Raw genomic sequence first — 23,881 nt, forward strand, 5'->3', positions numbered from 1 at the left:
CGGACTGAAACAGAAAATAATCAACAAACTTTAACTGGTGTAATAAATTTGTTGTTTAAACAAAAAATACCTAAATTGATACCAGTTATGTTAATACATATTTTTACTGTTCCCCCTTTTAATCTAAACTATGGAAAGTACAAAAAGATCTTTACTTGTAGCATGGGATTTTTCAACTGTTGCTGAATATGCACTTGATCATGCAACTATTTTTGCGGAAAATGTTGAAGCTGAGGTTGTTTTAGTTCATATTGTTAAGAAAGAATCTCAAATAGAAGAAGCCAAAGACAAAATGGCGGAGGCTGTTGAGAAAATCTACAAGGAAAAAAATATTCGACCTGAATTCATTGTTCGTGATGGAAGCATATTTACTACTATTAATGATGTTGCCAAAGAAATGAATGCCATGCTTGTTCTTATGGGAACTCATGGAATTAAGGGCATGCAAAAACTTACTGGAAGTTGGGCCTTAAAGGTAATTGTAGGATCCAGAGTTCCGTTTGTTGTTGTTCAGGCCCCACCGGTTCAGAAAAAATACTCTTCGGTTGTTTTACCTGTGGATTTTAAGAAAGAGAATAAGGAGAAATTAAGTTGGGCAGAATTTTTAGGGAAGTTTTTTAAAGCTAAAATGCGCATTATCACGCCTAAAATGCCTGAAGGACAAATGTTACAACGAACAAAAGCCAATTTAGTTTTTGCTAAAAAGTATCTGGAAAGTAGAGGGATAGATTATGAAATTGATACTGCAGATGGAGGTAATGATTTTGCGATGGAAACTGTTGATTTTGCAAAGAAAATTGATGCAGATATTATATTGATTATGACCACTAAAAATATCTCTTTCCAGGATTATATGCTTGGTGCACACGAACAGTTTGTAATTGCTAATTCGGCTCATATTCCGGTAATGTGTGTAAACCCAAGAACCGATTTATCTAAATACGGTAGTTTTTACTAAAGCTTATCTTATTAATCTCTATATTTGAACAACGGTTATTTAGCCGTTGTTTTTTGTTTGATATAAATGATAAAGAAAGATGAAATTAGTTTTTGCAACCAATAATATTAACAAATTAAATGAGTTACAGCATTTACTTGGAGAAAAAGTTGAATTGCTGAGTTTGAAGGATATCAGTTGTAATGATGAAATTCCGGAAGATTATGAAACTTTGGAAGAGAATGCAACTCAAAAAGCAGAATACATATACAAAAAATACAATGTGAATTGTTTTGCCGATGATACAGGTTTGGAAGTAAAATCACTTAATAATGAGCCAGGTGTTTATTCTGCTCGTTATGCTGGAGAAGACAAGGATGCCAAAGCCAATATGAAAAAGGTGTTGGCTAAACTGGAAGGAGTCGAAGATAGATCGGCAAGATTTAGAACGGTGATTTCATTGTTCTTAGATAATAAAGAGTACCAGTTTGAAGGAATTGTCGATGGTAATATTCTTGAATCGGAGAGAGGAAAGGATGGATTTGGCTATGATCCAATATTTGAACCTAAAGGATATGAGGTATCCTTTGCTGAAATGGAAATGAGTGAGAAGAATAAAATTAGTCATAGAGGGTTGGCTGTTCAGAAACTGGTTCAATTTTTATTAGATTACAAAAATTAATAAGTTGCTATGAGAAAGATTGCTATCCTTTTTGTTTTGACTTTTTACTTTAGCTTCATTCAAGCCCAAAATTTTGTAGGATGGAGTGAGCATTTGCCTTATCGTAAAGCCAAACAATTGGTAGCGTCTTCTGATTATATTTACTGTCTTACGGAATCAGGTCTGTTCTCTTATTCATTAATTGATAATGAAATAAAGTCATTTAGTAAAACAAATACTTTATCTGATTCAGATGTGTCATCAATGGCCTGGTCCGAAGATCATGAGACTCTTATTGTGGCTTATAAAAATGGAAATGTTGATTTATTAAGATATAACAAGCTTATAAATATTGATGACATTAAGAATTTTGCTGGCTTTGCTGATAAACAAATTAGGTCCATACATGTAAGAAATGGTATTGCTTATTTGGGAGCAAGTTTTGGAATTATTGCTCTCAATATAAGCAAGCAAGAAATTTCAGACACCTACTTGATTGGAGATAATGGATCCCAGATTCAAGTAAATGATATAATTACCGACGAAACGAGTATTTGGGCAGCAACAGAAAATGGAATTTTTAAAGCCAATTTAAATTCAAGCAACCTAGCTGATTTTAACAACTGGTCTCGAATTACCAATATTGCAAATAATACAAGGGCTTGTGTTGATCTTAGTGTTTTTGATGGCAAAGTGTTTGTGCTACGAAATGCAATTGGATCAGGTAGTAAAATATATCAATACAGCAATGATAATTGGATAGAATTTTATTCAAATGTAGACTCTATTTATTCAATTTTATCTTCTGGTAATAGTTTATATGTAGTTTTAAATGAGGAGATAAAAGAGTTTAGTAAATTGGGGGTTGAAATTAGGAATATTTCCAGTTCTGAAACAAGTAATTTCAGAAATGTTTTATTAACAAATGATCGAGTTTTTATTGCCGATTATGAGCAATCTCTTTTGGAACAAAAAGGAAGCGAATTTATTCAGATTAAGCCTGATGGACCATTAAGATCAATGATATCATCAGTTTATTCTGTTGGAAAACACACTTGGGCCAGTTCTGGTATTTCCAATGAGAATATACCAGCAGAGTTATATGATTTTGTAGATTCGAAATGGCAAAATTTTACAGAAAACAATGTTGCAGAGTTTAATGGCAAAAATGATATCACTTGCATAACAGGTAACAAGAGAAATGAGTCAAGAGTTTATGCAGGGAGCTGGGGCGATGGTATATTTGAATTCGAAAATTTGGAATTAAGTCGTTATTATAACTCGTCAAACTCTCCTATAAATAATTCAGGAATCGTTTCTATGGATACTGAAAAGGATGGAACACTTTGGATTTTAGATGCAAACTCTAATCATGGAGTTAAAGCCTTAACCTATGAGAATGATTGGGTTTCATTATCCTATAGTAGTTTGGATAATCGAACCGATTTACGAAAAATTATAGCATTGCAAAATGGTGATAAATGGGTGTTAAGGGGTATTGGAAGTTCATTATTTGCCTTTAATGTAAATGGAACAATTGCTAATAATGATGACGACGTTAGCAGTAGCTTCTCTGTACGAGATGAAAATAATTCCAGCATTAGTTCACAAATTTACGATATCAAGGAGGATAAACAGGGTAGTGTTTGGGTTGGAACTTCGAGTGGAATAGCAGTTTATTCTGATCCGAGCACCTTATTTAGAGCAGGAGATTTTTATGCTTATCGACCTATTATTACTATTGATGGCTCTACTCAATATTTGCTTTCAACCGAAAAAGTTCAATGTGTTGAAGTAAATGGAGCAAATCAGAAATGGCTAGGAACAGAAAATTCCGGGGCTTTTTTGGTCTCAGAAAATGGAGATAAGCAGTTGACTCATTTTAATACTTTGAATAGTCCTCTACCTTCAAATAATATCCAAAAAATATCGGTAAATCCTGAAACAGGTGAGGTTTTCTTTGTTACCGATAAAGGTATGGTATCATACAGGGGAAAGGTTACCGAAGGAACAGAGAATTACAACGATTTATATGTGTACCCAAATCCAGTTAGAGAGACTTACAGAGGAGATATCACTGTGAGTGGATTAATGAGCAATTCGACCGTTAAAATTACCAATGTAAGCGGGAATTTGGTTTGGGAAGGCAAATCGGAGGGAGGCCAATTTATTTGGGATGGTAAAAACTTTAGTGGATCAAGGGTGCATACAGGAGTGTATCTGATATTCTGTTCCAATGCTGATGGATCAAAATCTAAGGTCATTAAGCTGTTATTCATCAACTAAACCAATATGCTGTATCAAACCAAAGGCATAGTGTTGAATCGTGTTCAGTATGGAGAAACTAGTCTGATTGTACACATTTATACCGAAAAGTTTGGTCGCCAAAGCTATATGGTAAAAGGTGGTCGCTCAAAAAAATCGAAAAGTAAAAGTAATTTGTTTCGGCCATTTTTCCTTTTGGATATGGAGGTGTATCACCGCGAGGGTAAAAATATCCAATCATTAAAAGAAGCACGACTTGCAGAAACCTTAAATAGCTTGATTTTTGATGTGCACAAAAGTTCTGTTGCTCTTTTCTTAACCGAAGTCCTTTCGAAAGTGTTACGCGAGGAAGAAGCCAATCAGGAACTGTTTGTTTTCCTGTATAATAGTATCCGTTACCTCGATTTGTCTGATGAATCGGTTGAATTATTTCACCTTTATTTCTTAACCAAACTTACGCGCTTTTTGGGTTTCTACCCACAAACGAACTGGTCTGAAGATGATACTTGTTTCGATATGGACAATGGAAGATTTGTATCAGTATACAATTCGCATGCTCATTGTTTAAAACAAGAAGAAAGTAAAGTGTTGTTTGATTTGTTTAATACTTCAATTGATAAGCTTAATGAATTAAAAATTAGTAACTATACGTCAAAAATACTTCTTAGAGGGATTTTGAATTTTTATGCGCTTCAGAGCCAAGGATTCTCTTCTCTTAAATCTCTTTCAGTGATTGAAGAGCTTTTTAATGACGACTAATTCTTAAATTTTTTTATGCTCTGTTTTGATCTTCCATGCTGATTAAATACATTTGCATGACTTATATGGCCCCATAGTTCAAGGGATAGAATAGTTGTTTCCTAAACAATAGATCCAGGTTCGAGTCCTGGTGGGGCTACCTAACCGAACAGGCTGACAATTTTGTCAGCTTGTTTTTTGTTTTAACCTTCCGAAATCATCTAGATTACTGGATGAAATCTCAAGTAAAGTATTTAATTTTGGTGTTCGATAATTTATCAACCTCAATATATTTCTTGGAGTTTTATTCTTCCCACGGGGCTTTAAGGTAAAATTGGTGTCCACAACCCGAACATCTCCATCTGGGGTTATCTTCTCCTAAGCAACACCCTCCAATAGCTATTTTACCTGCCTCAACATCTTTTAAAATACTGGAAGAAGGATATCCATACACATAGGTTGCTATGCGTGTTGAACCGCAGAAAATGCATTTTCTTGGCTTGTTTTTATACCTTTTCTTACTTTCTGACATATTCAAGAAATTAGTTTTCAATCTCTACTTCTGTGAGTTCTTCCTTAATACCATATATCTGATTAAGCTTAAGATCATGTTTGCTTTTTAGTATCTCAAGGAATTGATTAAAACAAGTCCTTACAAAGAACAAAAACCAACTTACAATACCGAATAATTTAAATCCGTCCTCAAAAAGAAAAACCAATTCATTTTCGGTAATAAAAACATCCATTAATATGGATAGGGCAAAAAAACTTAAAGCCAATAGAAGTAAGACATATTCAGTATCTAAAATATCTTTTCTGAATTTTAACAGGTAGCTTGCAATGAGCGTTAGATATATGAGGTATACTATTATTTCAGGAATATGGAAATATTTTGGGTAGATGATTTCATGAAACATAAACAGATCATCTAAGAGTAGCATTAATGTAATTAATCCCGAATAGAATAGAAATTTTGGATTTAAGACTTTCTTATTCATCCAACAAACTGCTGAGCTAAAGAAACAGATAGCGACTGTGGAACACCAAAATAAGATGCCAATATTTGAGATTATTCCTGTTAAAGGGTGGCCATTAAGTATATGTATTGGATCACGTGTAAATTTAGATAAAGGAATGTTGAAATGGTTTCCAATCATTGTAATAGCTATTAGAATTATGAAAGTAATTAGATAGCTAGAAATCAAAAAAGAACCTAGATTTTTTAATTGATGAATTGTGTTTTGTGTAAACAACCAAATTGCTTTCATAACTTATGGTTAATTTTGTTGTGCGGTACATCTAATTTAATTAAAGTGAGAGTTTTGTGCAAATTTTTAAATGTCACGATAATTAGTTAGGTCACGGAATCTTCTTAAATAATGGAATGTGAGGATTGATAATTGCGGTGTTGCTTTGGCAGGGCATTAACGGATCTTCTGTAAACGGTAAAATATTATTACATTTCACAAGAAAATATAACAAGCATACCCATAATGTAATGATGGAATATCTCTCTAAAAGCCAAGCAAGAAAATTGGTATTGTTGTCTCAAAAGTTGCCACCTGTAAATACAAAGGTAAGAGCAATTCAAAATACGCTTGATGTAATCGAGCATTTGGGCTATATCCAAATTGATACCATTTCGGTCATTCAACGTGCACATCATCATACTTTATGGGCTCGAAATCCTAAATATCAAGCTTCACATCTCGACCAGTTGCTTGCTGATAAAAAGGTATTTGAATATTGGTCGCATGCAGCGGCATATCTACCCATGCGCGATTTTCGTTTTAGTTTAGTACGAAAGCATGCAATAGCAAGTGGAGCTCAAAATCACTGGTACGAAAGAGATGAGAAATTGATGAAAGCCATTATGAAGCGAATTGAGGAAGAAGGGCCTTTAATGGCAAAAGATTTTGAGAATACCGACAAAAAAAGAAGAGATTGGTCGAGTAAACCTGCAAAAAGAGCTTTGGAAAACTTATTTATGCAGGGAGATTTAATGATTCCTTGCAGAAACAATTTCCATAAAGTATATGACCTTACCGAAAGGGTGATTCCAAATGATATTGATGTTTCCATGCCAACGGAAGAGGAATACATTCGTGTCCTGATTGTTCGTTACCTGGAGGCAAATGGCTTGGGCTTGGCATCGGAAATGGTATACCTGTTGAAAAATACCAAATCTTTAGTGGAAAAATACTTGAAAGAAATGCACATAAGCGGAGAGTTACTGCAAATAAAAGTAGGAGAGATGAATTATTATGCTCTGCCCAATGTTCTCGAATTGTTGAATAAGCCTTTATCTCGTAGCAAATTAAAAATTCTTTCACCATTCGATAATTTGTTAATTCAACGAAAGCGCATGCAAACCTTATTCGATTTCGATTACCAGATTGAATGTTACCTGCCTGAGGCCAAGCGAAAATTTGGTTATTTTTCCTTGCCAATTCTTTGGGATGGAAAATTGGTGGCCAGAATGGACTGTAAGGCTGATAGAAAGACATCAGTATTGCATGTCAATCATTTGGTATTAGAAACCAATCTGAAGAAAACAGATGCTTTTTCCGAAGCCTTATCAAAAGAATTGAAAGCCTTTATGGACTTTAATGATTGCAATTCTCTGAAAGTTCACAGAACAACACCTGATTCATTTCATGTTGCAATGGATAAGTTTTAAAAGGAGTAATATCCTTGTTTTAACAATTAAAAGCAGATTTTTTTATAATTTCGTCCCTATAATTCAGAAAATAAACGATTAATAGTATAGATATGGATATTAAAGCACTTAATGAGGAATTAAGAGGAAAATCTCCAAAAGAGATTATTGAATGGGCAATTGCATATGGTAAAAAGGCTGTGGTTACCACAAACTTTAGACCTTACGAAGCCGTTATTTTGCATGCCTGTGCAGAGGTGAAAAAGGATATTCCTGTAATTTGGTGTGATTCAGGATACAATACTTCTAATACCTATCGTCATGCTGAAGAAACCATTAAGCAATTGAACCTAAATGTTAAATTGTATGTGCCTAAGCAAACAGCCGCACATCGCGATGTGGTTATGGGTATTCCTGATATCAACGATCCTAAGCACAAAGAATTTACCGAACAGGTAAAATTGGAGCCTTTCCGCAGAGCTATGGAGGAGCACAAGCCAGATGTTTGGTTCACAAACTTGAGAAAAGGTCAAACAGCTTTCCGCGATTCAATTGATATTCTTTCTCTATCGGCTGACGGAATGCTTAAAGTAAGCCCGTTTTACAACTGGAGCGATGAAGAAATGGACAAATATCTTGCTGAGAACAATTTGGGAATTGAAACCAAATATTTTGATCCAACAAAAGTTCTAGGAAACAGAGAATGTGGTCTACATGCCTAGTGATTTAAATAGGCTTATTTAAAGCTTAATACAAAATATTTAAACGCCTTCTTCCTTTTGTATGGATGGAGGCGTTTTTTAGTGCCTAAAACCGTAAGAAAAGGCTTAATACTATTTGCGGGGGCATAAAACCAAATGCGGAGTCATAAAACCATTCGCGGAAACGAATCTAACCTAGTAGAGACCATTCGAAGAGGTAAACTATCGATTTTACCGATTAATTTGCCAATTCTACCATAAGATTTGTCAATTTTGAGCTTGCGGAATCAATTCTACCATCCAATATATCGATCCTACCAATAAAAAAGCCAATCCGAAGCATGATTTATCAATCCTAGCTATGAATTAAGCCAATCGAAATCTTTAAACTGCATAAAAACCTTCTTTCTTAAACTCTACCAACTTCTTTTCGAATAGTACCGAGAAATTACTCAGTTCGGCTTTGTGTTTATCTGCAAATGAAAAACGAAAAGGGGAGTGGCGTTCGCATAAGTCTTTAAATTCTGGACTAAAATCTTTTGGGTTTGCAATTACTGAGGAAGCGAATAACAATCCAAAACTACGTTTAATCAATCCCTGGAATGCAATTTCGTTTGGATAAACTTTCTTTACTGTTGCCAAAACTTCTTTTCCCAGATGGTAGGTTTTACACAACATTCTATCGAGATATTGTGAATGCAGGTTTTTAGAGAAACAGGTAAAAACTCCTTCATACAAATCATCTCTGGCATCTTGTAAATCGTCTAATATCTGTAAATATGCACCATATTCGTAAAGAAAATGAAGCTGATCATAGCTCAATTCTCCTGCAATTAAATATCCATCGGCAATAACTGATGTTGCACCTTTGCTTACCGCAATTTCGAAACATTCAATATCACTCATGAGTGTTTTTTTAGTCAATGCAATGCTTCTGGTTTGGGCATGATGAATATCCAGTAAACTTTCGTACACTTTGGGGTAATTGCTTCGATCATAATCGTCCTCTATCATTCCAACCAATTGATAGATTTTTTCTTCCGCTTCGCTTTTTGCAATTACTTCTTCGCCTTTTAATCGCAGATCAAAACGTTCCGAAAATTCAATTTTATCTTGATGGGAGATTCTTCTGGAATCGATAAAATTATCGGTATACGGATAAAGAAGACTATAGGCCAATGTTGATGAAGTAGTTTGAACGGGATGTCCAAACAAGGATTGAAGACCAAAAACAATCCACTGGTTTCTTAGTGCTTGAAAAAGTTCCTCATTGCCTAAGTTTGGGTCAAATTGAAGGGCTTTTCGGATAAAATCTTTAGTGGCATGAATCATATCATCCGAAAAAATCAGTTGTAATTGATCATTGGAGTACGATAACTCCTCTTTAAAGAAGGATTTGCACTTTTTAAAAAGCAATTCATTTTCGAGGTTCTCTTTTTCGCTGTTCGATTTTACAAAGCTGAGAAATCGTTCACACTTTAATTCCCAAATGTATTTCTCAATAAAAGAGAACTTTGGCTTATTGGCAGGGAATTCTTCCATGCAATTTAGCCATTTGTTTATGAATTGATTTAGAAACTTGTTGTATGCTTTTGTGTGGTCAATCATCTGGTAATTTGTTCATTTACTGATACAAATTGAGAAAAATATCCGAAGCATGAAATTTAAATCGTTCAAAACCAATAATTGCCTGCTGAATGCATTTTTTGCACAGCTATGGCAGGATATCAGCCCTTAATTCGTTGATTCTGAAAAATGAAATCTTTACTTTAGCAGTTTAATTTTTAAAATTTTATCAAACTGTAGGTGGATGTCAGTTCAGATTAGCCAAATAATTTTGAATTTTACTGATCACTGCTTACTGATTACTGTCAAAATATGAAATTCACAATACTTGAACCAATAGGAATGACCGCCTGCAAATATGGTCAGCTTAAAAAAGAATTCGAAGAATTGGGACATGAGTTGGTGTTCTTTGGAGATCGAAATGAGGACGAACAAGAGCTAATCAAAAGAGCAGAGGGAGCCGATGCAATTGTTGTCAGTAATATTCCAATCACAAGAAACTTTATCGATGCCTGTCCAAATCTTTCTATGATTTCAGTAGCTTTTACTGGCGTAGATCATATCGATATGCAGGCATGTAATGATCGAAATATTCTGGTTTCCAATGCTGCCGGGTTTTCTAATGAATCCGTTGCCGAACTTACCATTGGTATGATTTTATCGGTATACCGTAAGATTGTTGGTGGCGATGCCATGACTCGTTTTGGTGGTGATAGAGCTGGATTTTTAGGAACGGAGCTTAATGGAAAAACTTTGGGAATAATTGGAGCTGGTGAAATAGGCCTTAGAGTGGCCGAAATTGCAAAAGTTTTCAATTGTAAGGTTCTTGCTTATAGCCGAAGCGAAAAGAGCGTAGAGGGCCTTAAATTCGTCGATAAGGAGACTTTGTTGAAGAAGTCGGATATTGTTTCTTTGCACGTGCCATTAAAACAGGAAACAAAAGGATTAATGGGCAAGGAAGAATTCCAATTAATGAAAGCAAACGCAATTCTAATTAATACAGCTCGTGGCCCTGTGGTGAATAGCGATGCCTTGTGTTGGGCTTTGGAAGAATCAGAAATTGCAGGAGCAGCTGTTGATGTATACGAAAAAGAACCACCATTGGATAAAGAACATGTTTTGTTTACTGCACCAAACCTAATTATGCTTCCGCACATTGCCTATGCAACCAACGAATCATTCGAAAAACGAATTGATATCGTAATGGAAAATATAAAATTGTGGTTACAAGGCAAACCAAGAAATATAATGAACTAACTAAGTATAAAGTAAAAAGGAGGAAGTAAGATGTAGTAATACTTTCTCCTTTATACTTTGAACTTTTTACTTTATAATCTTCACCAACTGTGTAATTCCTGTTAACTTTCCTTTCTTGTTGTAGGATTCACTTCGAATGGTCCCAATATCTTTCGAAATCCACATTACATTACGGATGGTAACATTCACAAAGCCAGTTTTGCTTTGAACTTCCTCGGAAAGTTTGTAGCACTTAAAATTACCTGCTGGTGTATCTATATTTTCTAAAGACTCAACCTTTCGATTTACAATATTGGTGGTCATATTCATGTTCATTACTCCACCTTCAATCGAAATGGTAATTGAACCATCTTTTAATGATTGTCCAGGCTTTAAATCTGGTGGATACATCAAATCATCCGTGGTAACTTTAACTTCCATATTCTGGAAAGCTTCCATTTGTTTTTGATTCAGGTACTGATCCATATCAATGTAAAATTCATTGCCTTTACAACGGAATGTAATGGTGTCTGATAAAATTACTTTGTCTTTTGAATTTTCATCCATTGTAGTTTGTAACATGGAGTAAATGGTTTCACCACCTTTATTTTTAATCGATAGTAGTTTTTGGGAATACGAGCCTATTACTTTTCCTTTCAGATTAGACATTTCATAGTGCAACTCGGTTCCAACCGTGTTGGGAATGTAAATGGTACATTCTTGGGCAAGTATAATATCAATGCTCAAGCATAGAATAAGAATCAGATAAAATATCTTTTTCATGATAGTTGAATTGTGGACAAATGCCGTGGTTTAAAGTAAAAATGTACAAGTTGTCGAGTGGCAACCAATAGAGTGTATAGGATCTTTTAATTGACTATCTAATTTATCAAATTATGACGGGTGAGAAAAATAAATTTTATCAGGATTCTTGAAATTTAAGAGTGATTGGTCTTTTTTTTAATAAAGAAGTAGCGATTTAGAAAATCTTTGATACTTTTAAGTTTAAATCAAGTAATAATATGAAACTGGAAATAAAGGAATATCAATTTGGTGAACGTCCACAGGTAACCAGACCTGATAGAGAAATATTAACGATTCTGGGAGAAGAAGGAATCAGAAAATTAGTAGACGATCATTACAATCTTTTGCGCGAAAGTGAAATAGGCGCTCTGTTTCCTCCTGATGACAAAGAGTTTGAAGCAGCCAAGTTACGCTCATCAGATTTTTTCATTCAAATTTTAGGTGGACCACAATACTTCAATCAGAATCGAGGAGAGCCTATGTTGGTGCGTCGTCACAAACCATTTAAAATTACGACTGAAGGAAGGAAAATCTGGCTTGAATGCTATCAGAAATTATTACCGGAACTTGGACTTTCAGATGAACTTTTAATGTCTTATTGGGATTATCTGAATGTGTTTTCAACTTGGATGGTAAATACCGAGGAATAAAAAAAGAGATCTGTTTTTCAGATCTCTTTTTAGTTATTTACTATTTAGTTCTTAATGTAGCGTCCTTCTTTGTCTTTAAAGCTTCCTACGGCAATGATTATTAAATCAATTAGAGTCCAGATTCCTAATCCACCTAAGGTTAATAGCATTAATACTCCGGTTCCAATTTTACCAGCATAAAAACGGTGAACTCCTAGGTTTCCTAAGAAAAGACACAATAGTATCATTGCAACAAAATTCTTGTCGCTTCTTTCTACAACAACTTCCATAGTTAAATTTTAATTTGTTAAACGAATATACAAAATAGCAAAAATTATCACATCCAATGCTAATGCTACATAAAAAAAGCTGATGATTAATGAATCACCAGCTTTTTAAAATTATATATTAGATTTTTCTTATAAGATCAACATTGCATCTCCATAAGTTCCAAATCTGTATTTTTCTTTAATTGCCTCTTGGTAAGCAGCCATGACATTTTCGTAACCTCCAAATGCACAAACCATCATCATTAAAGTAGAAAGTGGCAAGTGGAAGTTGGTAATCATTCTGTTTGGTACATGGAATTCATATGGAGGGAAGATAAACTTATTGGTCCATCCTTCATATGGTTTCAAAGTTCCCATAGTTGATACCGAACTTTCAAGAGTTCTCATTACAGTTGTACCAACTGCACAAACATTTTTCTTTTTCTTTTTAGCCGAGTTTACTTTCTCAACCGCTTCTTCTTCGATAAAGATTTGCTCAGAATCCATTTTGTGTTTGGTCAAATCTTCTACGTCAACAGTACGGAAATTACCCAAACCAACATGTAGTGTTACCTCAGCAAAATCGATACCTTTAATTTCCAAACGCTTCATTAACTCACGGCTAAAGTGCATACCTGCTGTTGGAGCAGCAACTGCACCTTCGTGTTTTGCAAAAATGGTTTGGTAACGATCAGCATCCTCAGGTTCAACCGAACGATCGATGAATTTTGGAAGTGGAGTTTCTCCTAATCCAAAAAGAGTTTTCTTGAATTCATCGTATGGTCCATCGTATAAGAAACGAAGTGTTCTACCTCTTGAGGTTGTATTGTCAATAACTTCGGCAACCAACAAATCGTCATCACCAAAGTACAATTTATTACCAATTCTGATTTTACGAGCTGGATCAACCAAAACATCCCAAAGTCTTTGTTCGCGATTTAATTCGCGTAACAAAAATACTTCAATTTCGGCACCTGTTTTCTCTTTGTTACCATACAAACGAGCAGGAAATACTTTGGTATTGTTGAACACCATAACATCTTCATCTTCGAAATAATCGATTAAATCTTTAAAGATTTTGTGCTCAATTTTACCTGTATCTTTGTGAAGTACCATTAAACGAGATTCATCTCTGTTATAGGCTGGATGTAAAGCAATAAGTTCTGTAGGTAATTTATACTTAAACTTAGATAACTTCATAAGGCTGACTGACTTTTAAAATATATTTTTTTGTTACTGCAAAAAGCGAAGCTTTCCTTTTTACGAAAAAGTTGCAAGATAGTTATAAATTTTCTAAGAATTTTATAAAATCTTCAATTTCAATAGCATCGTCGATTTTGAAATCGCCGATTTGAGTGCGTTGCAGAGCTGTTAAGTGAGCACCACTGTTTAAAGCTTGACCAATGTCGCGTGCTAAAGCTCTGATATAGGTTCCTTTACTACAAACCACCCTAATCTTTAGAACATTTTTTTCAAATTCAAGAACTTCGATTTCATCAATCACTAAAGTTTTCTTCTTGATTTCAACCTCCTGACCTTTTCTGGCGTATTCGTAAGCGCGTTTTCCGTTTACTTTTACAGCCGAATAATCTGGCGGACGTTGTTCAATACTTCCAATAAAACCCTTTAATGTTTCATCTATCAGTTCACGAGTAATGTGTTCTGTTGGATATTCCTGATCGATTTCTGTTTCCAAATCGAAGGAAGGAGTGGTTGCTCCCAATTGCAAAGTAGCAATGTATTCTTTCACTTGCGATTGATAAGTATCAATCTTTTTGGTGTATTTTCCAACACAAACAATCATCAATCCTGTAGCCAAAGGATCCAATGTTCCTGCATGACCAACCTTAATTTTTTTCACACGAAGCTTGTGTTTGACTTTGAACTTTACCTTGTTCACCAAATCAAACGAAGTCCATTTGTATGGCTTATTCAGCAGAATAAAAGCCCCTTGTTGAAAGTCATTATCAGTTTCGAATTGAATCATTAGAAGTGATTTGCCATTTTTACAATTAGGCTGCAAAAATAGCAATTACTCCGATAATCAGGCAATAAATGGCAAAATAGATTAGTTTTCCTTTCTTAACCAGCTTAATCATCCAGCTGCAAGCAAGTAGTCCAGAGATAAAAGCTGCAAAGAAACCAACGATTAAAGGTGTGACTTCAATGTTGCCATGAGAAGTAAATTCGCCACTTGCCAGACTCAGAATATTTTCACCAATAATAGGAACCAATACCATTAGAAAGGAAAATTTTGCAATATCTGCTTTTTTATTTCCAAGCAATAATCCTGTTGCGATAGTAGCTCCTGAACGTGAAATACCAGGTAAAATGGCAAAAGTTTGAGCCAACCCAATGATTAAGGCATCTTTGAAAGATATTTCTTTGTCTTTTTGTTTGGCATAGTAGGTAAATCCCAGCAAAGTTGCGGTTACCAATAACATGCAACCTACCAAAAGCAAAATGCCGTTGTTATCGAAAAGTGCTGATACTTCATCTTTAAAGAAAACACCAACAATTCCAATTGGAATCATTGATACTGCTATTTTAAAAAGATATTGGGTAGATTCATTCCATTTGAAATGAAAAACATCCTTAAGCAGTGAAATGATATCTTTTCTAAATACAATGATGGTACTGAGTACTGTTGCGCCATGAACAATTACAGTAAATGCAAGATTATTTTCAGCGTCAACGCCCAAAAGAGCTTTTCCAAGTTCAAGATGGCCACTGCTACTAACTGGTAAAAATTCAGTAAGTCCCTGGAGTAATCCAAGGATTAAGGCTTCAATCCAATTCATAAAATTAAGTAGTGTGTTTTTCCGATAGTTAATTCGGAATCAGATAGGTAATGTGTTATTTGTCTTCTTTTGGTTTCTTCATGATGGCATAAATTTCGAAAGCAAATCCGAACAATACAACCAATGGAGCAAGTGTAATTCGTCTAAAACTAAAAATGCTTTCGTCGAATACATTAGGATCATCAGATCCGCCACCCATCATAAGCAAAAATCCAATAATGATAATTCCAAAACCAATCAAAAGAAGTTTGTAATTTTCTTTGCCAAGAGCGAAGCCTGGTTTGTTATTTTGTTTGTTCATGTGTTCAAAAATTTATCCGTGTTCGGAAATCAATGCCAAATTTACAATAAATTTTACTGATTCAGCATTTAAATGTCTTAAGTTTTGTTAACTCCTAATCTTTAGTACAATGATCTTGATTCCAATCGTAAATATTTATTCACCGCAAATAAAGTGGAAATCCAAGTAATGAATAAACCTGTTAGAATAATCAATAAAAATAAAACTCCTACCAGCTCGGTATTGTTAAAAGTAATTACTTGTCTAAGTTCTTGTTGCGATAGATAAATAACACCAGACAGCATTGCATTTGCAATTAAAGCACCTAAAAATCCGTGAAGAAGTCCTTTGCTTATAAATGGTTTACGAATAAAACCTCTAGTGGCACCAACCAATTGCATGGTATTTATAATCAAACGCTGAGAATAGATTGATAATCGTATGGTATTGTTGATCAGTGTAAACGAAATGATAAATAAAATGGCGCTAAAGCCCAAAAGGATTAAACTGATTCGTTTTACATTCTCGTTTACCAAATGAACCAATGATTTTTGATAGTAAACCTCTTGCACTTGCGAGTATCTGGTAAAATCTTTTTCGATAACGGCTATGCTATCAGGATTGGCATACTCGGCATATAGTTTTACGTCAATTGTAGCCTGAAGAGGATTGTAGCCCAAAAAAGAAATAAAATCTTCACCCAACTCTTCCTGTAGCTCTTTTGCTGCAGTTTCTTTGTCAACAAATTCGGTTGCTTTTACAAATTCAGTGGCATCTAGGTTTTTCTGTAAACGTCTTATATCCACTTCTTTCGCGTTGTCTTTTAGAATGATGGAAACACCAATATTCTCTTTCACATAGTTAGAAAGCTGATTTGCATTTAAAATGAGCAAACCTGTTAGTCCCAACATGAAAAGAACCAGAGAAATACTGATAACAGAAGTGATATAAGAGGAGCGCAAGCGGCGCTTTGAGCCTTTTTCTTTTTGTGCCATATGTTAGCTTGTTTTAAACCGATTAGAATCAATCATTAATTGGTCACTTGCGAAAATACAATTTTTTGATGAAAAGCTTCATGTTACAAGTTACAAGTTTCAAGCCCGAGAAATGGTTTTTAACAATTGAGTATTGCGAGATACATTTTCACAAAATGACACATTCACTCATTCGCAAAGTCTTTTTTGTTAAATTTGTGATTGTATCACTACCAAATAGACAATTATACATTGGGAATTATTCGACAACAAACCATTAAGGGAAGTTTCGTTTCGTATATCGGAGCGATTTTAGGATTTATAAATACAGGGATTCTTTTTCCTAGATTTTTAGAAGCCGATCAGATTGGATTGATCAATTGGATAGGACCGATGGCTGCCATTGTTGCACAGTTTTCTTCCTTAGGATTTAATAATGTTACTGCACGATTGTTTCCTTATTTCCGAAATGAAAACCGGAACCATAATGGATACTTGTTTATTTTGTTTTGGGTAGGGATGGCAGGATTTGCCTTGGCTTTAATCAGTTATTTCATTCTGCATCCCTTTGCTATTGATGCTTACAAGGATGAATCTCCATTATATCTGGATTATTTGGTATATCTAATTCCGTTAGTATTTTTTACCATTTTCTTCAATTTATTTGATGCTTATAATCGGGTTTTATACGATGCAGTTTCAGGTACTTTTTTCAGAGATATCGTATTTAAAGTATTGAATCTTACAATTATTCTGCTGTTCTCAATAAGTTTATTGGATTTTTCAGAATTTGTTCTGTTGTATGTAATTGCCTATTGTTTGCCAACCGTATTACTATTTTTACTGCTTTGGTTTAGAGGAAAAATTTCATTTAAATCAGACTTAAAGTTTGTTCGTCCAACACTTAAGAAATCCATGATAAGTGTTTCTCTTTATGGGATTTTAAATGGCTTGAGCGATAAATTGGCAAACCATATTGACAAGGTGATGATTGTGAGTTATGTAGGTTTGGGTGCTAATGGAATTTATGCTACAATGGCAAATTTTGGTGTTTTGGTTTCAATGCCTGCCCGAAGTCTAAAGAAAATAGCAAGTACGGTTATTGCTGAGGCATGGAAAAAGAAAGATTTGAAAACAATTGCTCAGATTTACTCTCAAAGCGGATTGCATCAATTTATGGTGGGTTGCCTTTTGTTTGTAGGTATTTGGATCAATATTGATAACGTAATTGAAATTGTAACGAATAGATTTATTGATGGGAAGTACGTTATCTTTTTCATTGGTATCGGGCATGTAATACAGATGGCATCAGGAGTGAGTGGTGTAATTATTCAATCATCGCCATACTATAAAATGCAAGCTGTATTCATGACTGTATATGGTTTTCTGGTAATTATTACCAATCTAATCATGATACCGATTTGGGGAATTACTGGAGCTGCCGTTGCATCAGTAACAGCAACTTTCTTCTTTAACTTATCCAAATATCTGTTTTTACTAAAGAAGTATAAATTTCAACCCTTTAATTACCGATATTTTATGGTAATGCTGGTTGCCGCCGCAGCTTATTACGTAGGAACTTTATTACCAAAAATGGATTGGTTTGTATTCGATATTGCCATCAGGTCAGCAATAGTTGGAGGAGTTTATTTGCTCTTATCCTTTGCTTTCGGCATATCGAAAGATTTTAACCAGTTTGTGAAAAAAGCAATCGGAATTTAGCTTATCCCTGATATAATCAGGGATAAATGAGCTAGGAATTTTTCCTTTAATATGTCCTGAAAATCTTTATTCTTTAATGATTTCAATAATCTCAGTGGTTGAGATGGATGGAGTACGCTCCAGGTAAACGACTTCGCAAAGCGATTTGAATTCATCAAATCTTCCTTCCCAATCGTTACCCATTACCAAAACATCGGCATTGTATTTCTTAATATACTCGCCTTTTAGCTCCAAAGATTCCTCGTAGAACACTTCATCAACAACCTTTAAAGATTCGATGATTCTCATTCGATCTTTCTCGGTGTAAATAGGATTCTTTTGCTTCTTAGAGAAGTTTAAAGCATCAGTAGAGATCCCAACAATTAAGTAATCACCCTGTGCTCTGGCACGTTCTAAAATTCTTAAATGTCCGATGTGAAATAAATCAAAAGTACCAAAAGTGATTACGCGTTTCATATGAATGTTGTTTGTCTTTTGTTGGCTGTTCATTGTTTACTGGCGAAGATAGTGTTCTTGAATGAAATTAAAAATTCTCTCAGAAGCTTTATCATCAATGTTATCATATGATTTTTGAATAATTTCTTCTCGTTTGCCTGTAAAGCTATCTTTGTTGCTCAAATTCTCTATCAAATCTTCCTGAAGTTTTTGTTGGTTGGTAGAAATTGGTCCAACAATAAAGTCGTTGAAGAAAGAATGAAGTTCCCGATCTTTGGTTTCATACTTTTCACGATCGTAAAGCAAGAAGAAAATAGGTCGATTCAACAAGATATAATCCATGTAAATGGAAGAATAATCGCTAATCATGGCATCCGTTTCCGGAAGGAAAGGATAAACATCCTTTACATTATCGTACCATAGAATTCTTTCAAAATCATCGCTGATGGTTTGGTATTGTGGCAGTGGATGCAGTTTAAACACAAATACCAAATCGTTTTGCAAAGCGAACTCATTTAACGATTTTAAATCAAGAATTCCATCGGAAATCCCATCGCCACCCGTATCGCGAAATGTTGGAGCATATAAAACCGATTTGATTCCATTTTTTCGCATTTCCGCTACTTTACTGATGGTTTCTACATCTGTGTTTAAAAGTGCATTTTTATACTTTTCTGGATTTACAATGATGTCGTTTCTAGGATAACCCGTATCAATAAAATGATCAGTTAAAAAAGCGGGTTTAAAAAATTCACGAGTGAAAAATTCACCTGTGGAGATTACCGCCTGATATTTTGGCAATTTACCCACAAAGTTAAGAATGAATCTGCGGTACAATGAACTGGTTTCCTGAATGAAAAACTTGTTGTTGCGCTGAATTTTCTTGAACCCAATGCCATGCCATATTTGTACAATTTTTGCTCTCCAAAACAACTGAAAACGACAATTGTCCATCCACGAAAAATTATCTACAACAAACACTTTACTTCTCAGCATAATCCAATAGGCTTTGCATGAAGGATAGTAAAGAATATTGTCGTATTTCTGATTCAATTCGTTGAAAACATCCCTGTTTGCAGTTAGCAAATAGAATTCCTGATCTGGTTTTTCCTCGGCCAAATAGAGAAAGAAGAATTTTACATTGTCATTAAAGAATCCATCTTTGGCGCCCATTAAAACCATCAGATTTTTCTTTTTGGGAATCAGATAACTTAAAGGAACAAGAAAAATCCACCCCAAAAGAGTGGTGAAGAATATGACAGGTTTGGAATGTTTATTTAGGTTCATTTATTGATTCAATTTTCGAATTTCGTTGTAAACTCTTTCGCAACTGCCATTGTCCTGATAAGTGTGGTACATGTCGCGAATTTTTTTGCGCCACTTGGCATGTGTCATTGGTTGATCGAAATAACGTTTCAAGTGAGTAGTAAACTCTTTTTGACTTTCAGATTTTGCACCAGGGCTATTCTCATCAAAATTGATGAAAAACCCTTTGTATTGACTGTATTCTTCCAAATCGTAAGGAAGAAAAACAATTGGTCGATCAAGCAACAGATAATCGATCCAAAGTGATGAATAATCGGTAACCAGAATGTCCACGTAAGGAAGTAAATCATATACATCAGGAAATCTATCCTGATCGGCTTTTATCACTCTTTCGATTGAAAAGAAATCATGTGTTTTTTGAACGGATTTGCGTTTGATATCCTCTTTATGGCCACGAATCAGAATGTATGCATCTTCTTCTTCCAGGAACTTTGAAAGTTGATCGGCATCAAAATCTTCGAAAGGGAAGAAGTGAGTTTTGTGTCCTTCCTCGCGCCAGGTTGGAGCGTAAAGTATAATTTTCCGATCCAAAAATGGATTTTTAAGAAGCAAATCAGTATTTAAATGTTCCGGATCAGTCAGGTAATCGTTTCGCGGCAATCCTGTTACCCAAACATCATTCATGTCCATATTAAATCCGGCAGCATGTATGATTTGCTCTAAAGGCGAACTCCCCACCATGTAGGAATAGCCCTGAAGTTGCTTTTGCTTTCCATATTTTCTCCATACGGCAGTTTGTAAACCCATCTTTTTCATTGGAGTTCCATGTCCCAGATAGATGATGTTTTTACACTTTGTATGCAGGTAATATGGAGCAAAAGCAGCAGCACTAATTCCATAGGAAATAATTACATGTTTGCTTCGTAAAAACAGTATAAAACCTTTAAAAGACCAGGCGTAGACTACTTCGCCCGGAAATTTCTCTTGTAACTGCTTGTATATTGCTTTGTGTGGCGTGAACAAAATGCTGTTGAAATCGTTCTTCACCCTCATGTATTCAAACAGGTATTTCGAGTTGTCGAAATAGTTTTTTTCAGTCAAAAAGAAAAGTGCAATTCTCTTGTTCTTAGGTACTAATTTTTCTATAAAGAAATAGAACCAACGTAGAAAAAACAGTACGATATGCAGAAAAACAATTTTCTGCATAAAGTTTACAAATTGTTGTGTTTTAGTGTATCCGCTACTCATTTTCCTTTTCCAGGTTTTTAATGCCAAACACAATTGCTCCAATTGCTACCACAAAGAAAAGAATCATACTGGTCAATGAGATTTTCTCACCCACAAAGTATCCCTTAGGTTCAAATTTGAATTCAACTTTGTGGTTTCCTACTGGTAATTTCATGGCACGAAGAACATAGTTTGCTCTAAAGTGTTTTGCTGGTTTTCCATCGATATAAGCATTCCAACCAGGTTGATAATAAACTTCAGAGAAAACAGCCAGTTGTTCGGTTTTTGCCTGATATTGGTAGCTAATCTGATTTGGCGAATATTCTGTCATTTGAATGTTGGCAGTTGAATCTGCAATAATATTTAAGCCATTCAATTGATCTTTGAAACGCTGATCAACAATTGCCTCTTTAGCCGGATCAAATTCATTTAAAAGCATGATTTCTTCATTGGCATCTTTAACCAATTTGTAAGAATCAACGAACCATGCATTTCCAAGTGCATTAGGATTAATACTTACCTGAGCTCCTTTTTCTCCCTGGCTAATAATGTATTTTGCATTCAACATGTCCAAAGCCTTCAAGTTGCCTTTGTCGATATGATATTCGTACAATTCCTGAACACGACGCAATTTTGCACCATGATAACCTCCAATGGATTTGTGAAAGTAGGATGGACGTGCATTTTGGAAAGGACCACCGATTTGTTCAAACACCCTGTAATTGGTGTTGTAGGTAACGGCCCAAAGTTGTGCTGCTACTTTTTCGTAATCGCTGGCTTTTCTGTTCTTTCTGGTGTAATCTTTTACTGCCTGATCGGTAATTGCCCTTAATTCAGGATTGTTTTTTAACTCGTTTTGCAGGATTTGAAAATCTGCCATGTTGGGCATATATGCCAGGTTCAGTTCTTTCTTTTCTACAAATGCATCATTGGTAGTAAAGCGTTTGTTTACCGGATACAAATCGGCTAAAACCAAAATAATTACCGCAGGAATAAAGAATTTTGCTTTCAGATAATCTTTAGAATATGCCCAAACCAAAGCTGCACCAAATAAAATGAACAGGAAGCTTCTTAAAGCATCAGCTCTGAACATGTCGATGCGAGCATTGACCAAATCATTCTGAATTTGAGAGATGAATGAAACTGCATTGGGGTTGGAAGCGCTTATTTGAGTAAAATAGTTTTGTTCCACATCGCTTAAGAAATCCAAACCAAAAGTTGGAATAAGATAAAGAAGCAGGGCAATACCTCCTGTTAATGCAAATGGCAGAACCAATACATTCAGATTCAGAGAAGCAAACTTCACTTTTTTCTTCAGTACCTCTGGTTCATCTATTAGTTTTTTAAGTGCTAAAATAGCCAATAGTGGAATACACAGCTCAACTATAATTAGGATGGATGATACTGCTCTAAACTTATTATAAAGTGGTATGTAATCGAAGAACAGATTTGTAAGGGCAGGGAAGTTATGTCCCCAGGATAGAATGATTGCCAAAACGGTAGCAGTTAACAATCCCCATTTTAGGCGACCTGCCACAATAATTAATCCTAAGAAAAACAGAAACAAGATAAATGCTCCTACATAAACAGGTCCAACTGTAAACAATTGATTCCCCCAGTAATGGTGGTTTTTCACCTGTTCCATATTGTAATAATCAGCAACCGATTTAATCTGACCACCATTCACATAGTTCAAAACCTGAATTCCTTCTTGTGGAGATCCTCCGCCACCTTTGGCATTAGGAATTAATAAGCTTAATGTTTCCTGGATTCCGTAACTCCACATGGTTCCGTAATCTTTATCAACACCAGTGGTTTGGTTGTCCTTGTTACCCAAGCTCAATTCCGATTTACCTCGAATTGTGGATTTACTGTATTCGTATGAGCTATATAAGTTCGTAAAGTTAACGCCCAAAGCAATGATTGAAGCTATGGCAAGTACCCCAATGGCTTTAAAGAAATGTTTCAGATTCTTTTCTTTAAGTTGATGGTAGAATTCATAGATCAGGATACAAACAACCGTTAACACGAAATAATAAGTCATTTGTATGTGGTTGGAATACAATTCCATGATCAGGAAGAATGTAGCAATAATTCCACCCCAAAGATATCGCCCTCGTAGAACCATTAAAATTCCACCAAGAGCTGGAGGGATGAAAGCCAATGCATTTACCTTCCATAAATGTCCTGCTCCAATGATAATGATAAAATAAGTGGAAAAAGCATATGCGATGGAACCCGCAATGGAGAGCCATGGATTAACTCGTAAACTAATGAGAAGGATATAAAAACCAAGCATGTATAGAATGATATACTTCACAGGATCTGGAGTATAAAGCTCCATCATCTGCTTAAAAGTGTACATGTCTTTTGCTTGATAATCCACATTAATTTGGTAAGAGGGCATTCCTCCAAACATGGAGTTGGTCCACAAGGCATCTTCGCCTGTCTTTTCTCGAAAATCAATAATTTCTTTTTTAGCTCCCCAAGCGTGGATTGAGTCACCCTTTTTGTATTGTTTTCCCTCCAAAACTGGCTGGAAGTACATAAATGCTACAATTAAAAATACCAGGATTGATACCAGGTGAGGCAATGCGGACTTAAATATCGACTTAAAGTTCATTTCAATTACGAATTACGAGTTACGAATTACGAATTAAGCATTATGGCAAACCAATTTTGAATATTCCTGATTCGTAATTCATAATTGG

23 protein-coding genes and 1 tRNA gene are annotated in these 23,881 nt (G+C 35.0%); 10 read left to right on the forward strand and 14 right to left on the reverse strand.

Annotated features, from left to right (window positions below):
* Nucleotides 1-130 precede the first annotated feature (130 nt).
* The 5 genes from ACKPCA_RS15785 (at nt 131) to ACKPCA_RS15805 (ending at nt 4,761) form a co-directional block, all read left to right on the forward strand.
* Entirely contained in the window at nt 131-958 is an 828-nt protein-coding gene (locus ACKPCA_RS15785; RefSeq protein WP_054715211.1) for a universal stress protein, read from the forward strand.
* A 79-nt stretch (nt 959-1,037) separates the two neighbouring features.
* A complete protein-coding gene (locus ACKPCA_RS15790; RefSeq protein ID WP_321279966.1) occupies nt 1,038-1,619 on the forward strand; it encodes a non-canonical purine NTP diphosphatase in 582 nt (193 codons plus the stop codon).
* Nucleotides 1,620-1,628: 9 nt separating this feature from the next.
* Complete coding sequence (gene porZ, locus ACKPCA_RS15795; protein WP_321279967.1) at nt 1,629-3,884, forward strand: type IX secretion system anionic LPS delivery protein PorZ; 2,256 nt, start codon at nt 1,629-1,631, stop codon at nt 3,882-3,884.
* Nucleotides 3,885-3,890: 6 nt separating this feature from the next.
* Nucleotides 3,891-4,622, forward strand: coding sequence for a DNA repair protein RecO (recO, locus tag ACKPCA_RS15800; RefSeq protein ID WP_054715220.1), 732 nt, complete (start codon nt 3,891-3,893; stop codon nt 4,620-4,622).
* Between the two features lie 67 nt (nt 4,623-4,689).
* Nucleotides 4,690-4,761 (forward strand) — tRNA-Arg (locus ACKPCA_RS15805).
* Nucleotides 4,762-4,905: 144 nt separating this feature from the next.
* On the opposite strand, the gene ACKPCA_RS15810 is transcribed toward ACKPCA_RS15805, so the two are convergent.
* Complete coding sequence (locus tag ACKPCA_RS15810; protein ID WP_054715223.1) at nt 4,906-5,133, reverse strand: hypothetical protein; 228 nt, start codon at nt 5,131-5,133, stop codon at nt 4,906-4,908.
* A gap of 10 nt (nt 5,134-5,143) precedes the next feature.
* The gene (locus tag ACKPCA_RS15815) at nt 5,144-5,869 is read right to left on the reverse strand and encodes a hypothetical protein (protein ID WP_321279968.1); all 726 of its coding nucleotides are present in this window, start codon (nt 5,867-5,869) and stop codon (nt 5,144-5,146) included.
* Nucleotides 5,870-6,099: 230 nt separating this feature from the next.
* On the opposite strand from ACKPCA_RS15815, the gene ACKPCA_RS15820 reads away from it, so the two are divergent.
* Complete coding sequence (locus tag ACKPCA_RS15820) at nt 6,100-7,281, forward strand: winged helix-turn-helix domain-containing protein (RefSeq protein WP_321279969.1); 1,182 nt, start codon at nt 6,100-6,102, stop codon at nt 7,279-7,281.
* 92 nt (nt 7,282-7,373) lie between these two features.
* Entirely contained in the window at nt 7,374-7,982 is a 609-nt protein-coding gene (locus ACKPCA_RS15825; protein WP_054715227.1) for a phosphoadenosine phosphosulfate reductase domain-containing protein, read from the forward strand.
* A 363-nt stretch (nt 7,983-8,345) separates the two neighbouring features.
* Here ACKPCA_RS15825 and ACKPCA_RS15830 read toward each other — a convergent pair whose 3' ends face one another.
* Entirely contained in the window at nt 8,346-9,569 is a 1,224-nt protein-coding gene (locus ACKPCA_RS15830; RefSeq protein ID WP_321279970.1) for a hypothetical protein, read from the reverse strand.
* Between the two features lie 270 nt (nt 9,570-9,839).
* Here ACKPCA_RS15830 and ACKPCA_RS15835 point away from each other — a divergent pair, with 270 nt between their 5' ends.
* Nucleotides 9,840-10,784, forward strand: a complete 945-nt coding sequence (locus ACKPCA_RS15835) for an NAD(P)-dependent oxidoreductase (RefSeq protein WP_321279971.1) — start codon at nt 9,840-9,842, stop codon at nt 10,782-10,784.
* A gap of 66 nt (nt 10,785-10,850) precedes the next feature.
* On the opposite strand, the gene ACKPCA_RS15840 is transcribed toward ACKPCA_RS15835, so the two are convergent.
* A complete protein-coding gene (locus ACKPCA_RS15840; protein ID WP_321279972.1) occupies nt 10,851-11,546 on the reverse strand; it encodes a TapB family protein in 696 nt (231 codons plus the stop codon).
* A 239-nt stretch (nt 11,547-11,785) separates the two neighbouring features.
* Here ACKPCA_RS15840 and ACKPCA_RS15845 point away from each other — a divergent pair, with 239 nt between their 5' ends.
* A complete protein-coding gene (locus ACKPCA_RS15845; RefSeq protein ID WP_321279973.1) occupies nt 11,786-12,217 on the forward strand; it encodes a globin domain-containing protein in 432 nt (143 codons plus the stop codon).
* A gap of 44 nt (nt 12,218-12,261) precedes the next feature.
* Here ACKPCA_RS15845 and ACKPCA_RS15850 read toward each other — a convergent pair whose 3' ends face one another.
* The 6 genes from ACKPCA_RS15850 to ACKPCA_RS15875 form a co-directional block, all read right to left on the reverse strand.
* Nucleotides 12,262-12,486 carry a TM2 domain-containing protein gene (locus ACKPCA_RS15850; RefSeq protein ID WP_110362590.1) on the reverse strand — a complete coding sequence of 75 codons (225 nt, stop codon included), beginning with the start codon at nt 12,484-12,486 and terminating at the stop codon, nt 12,262-12,264.
* A gap of 129 nt (nt 12,487-12,615) precedes the next feature.
* Nucleotides 12,616-13,665: a tRNA preQ1(34) S-adenosylmethionine ribosyltransferase-isomerase QueA gene (gene queA, locus ACKPCA_RS15855; protein ID WP_321279974.1), complete on the reverse strand. Its 1,050-nt coding sequence runs from the start codon at nt 13,663-13,665 to the stop codon at nt 12,616-12,618.
* A gap of 82 nt (nt 13,666-13,747) precedes the next feature.
* On the reverse strand, nt 13,748-14,452 hold the full coding sequence (gene truB, locus ACKPCA_RS15860; protein WP_321279975.1) for a tRNA pseudouridine(55) synthase TruB: 705 nt from the start codon (nt 14,450-14,452) through the stop codon (nt 13,748-13,750).
* A gap of 25 nt (nt 14,453-14,477) precedes the next feature.
* The gene (locus tag ACKPCA_RS15865; RefSeq protein ID WP_321279976.1) at nt 14,478-15,266 is read right to left on the reverse strand and encodes an undecaprenyl-diphosphate phosphatase; all 789 of its coding nucleotides are present in this window, start codon (nt 15,264-15,266) and stop codon (nt 14,478-14,480) included.
* A gap of 55 nt (nt 15,267-15,321) precedes the next feature.
* The gene (locus ACKPCA_RS15870; protein WP_321279977.1) at nt 15,322-15,567 is read right to left on the reverse strand and encodes a DUF3098 domain-containing protein; all 246 of its coding nucleotides are present in this window, start codon (nt 15,565-15,567) and stop codon (nt 15,322-15,324) included.
* Between the two features lie 101 nt (nt 15,568-15,668).
* On the reverse strand, nt 15,669-16,541 hold the full coding sequence (locus ACKPCA_RS15875) for a cell division protein FtsX (protein ID WP_321279978.1): 873 nt from the start codon (nt 16,539-16,541) through the stop codon (nt 15,669-15,671).
* A gap of 231 nt (nt 16,542-16,772) precedes the next feature.
* Here ACKPCA_RS15875 and ACKPCA_RS15880 point away from each other — a divergent pair, with 231 nt between their 5' ends.
* Nucleotides 16,773-18,242, forward strand: coding sequence for a lipopolysaccharide biosynthesis protein (locus tag ACKPCA_RS15880; protein ID WP_321279979.1), 1,470 nt, complete (start codon nt 16,773-16,775; stop codon nt 18,240-18,242).
* Between the two features lie 66 nt (nt 18,243-18,308).
* Here ACKPCA_RS15880 and ACKPCA_RS15885 read toward each other — a convergent pair whose 3' ends face one another.
* The 4 genes from ACKPCA_RS15885 to ACKPCA_RS15900 are packed head-to-tail and all read right to left on the reverse strand — an operon-like array spanning nt 18,309 to nt 23,793.
* Nucleotides 18,309-18,698 (reverse strand): adenylyltransferase/cytidyltransferase family protein, encoded by a 390-nt coding sequence (locus tag ACKPCA_RS15885; protein ID WP_268191305.1) that lies wholly within the window; start codon nt 18,696-18,698, stop codon nt 18,309-18,311.
* Nucleotides 18,699-18,734: 36 nt separating this feature from the next.
* Nucleotides 18,735-19,964, reverse strand: a complete 1,230-nt coding sequence (locus ACKPCA_RS15890) for a CDP-glycerol glycerophosphotransferase family protein (RefSeq protein ID WP_321279980.1) — start codon at nt 19,962-19,964, stop codon at nt 18,735-18,737.
* Nucleotides 19,965-21,191 (reverse strand): CDP-glycerol glycerophosphotransferase family protein, encoded by a 1,227-nt coding sequence (locus ACKPCA_RS15895; protein ID WP_321279981.1) that lies wholly within the window; start codon nt 21,189-21,191, stop codon nt 19,965-19,967.
* Entirely contained in the window at nt 21,184-23,793 is a 2,610-nt protein-coding gene (locus tag ACKPCA_RS15900) for a YfhO family protein (protein ID WP_321279982.1), read from the reverse strand. Before ACKPCA_RS15900 ends, ACKPCA_RS15895 begins: the two co-directional genes overlap by 8 nt.
* Nucleotides 23,794-23,881 lie beyond the last annotated feature (88 nt).

The organism is Marinifilum fragile, from assembly GCF_963677365.1.
GTDB classification, from domain to species: domain Bacteria; phylum Bacteroidota; class Bacteroidia; order Bacteroidales; family Marinifilaceae; genus Marinifilum; species Marinifilum fragile.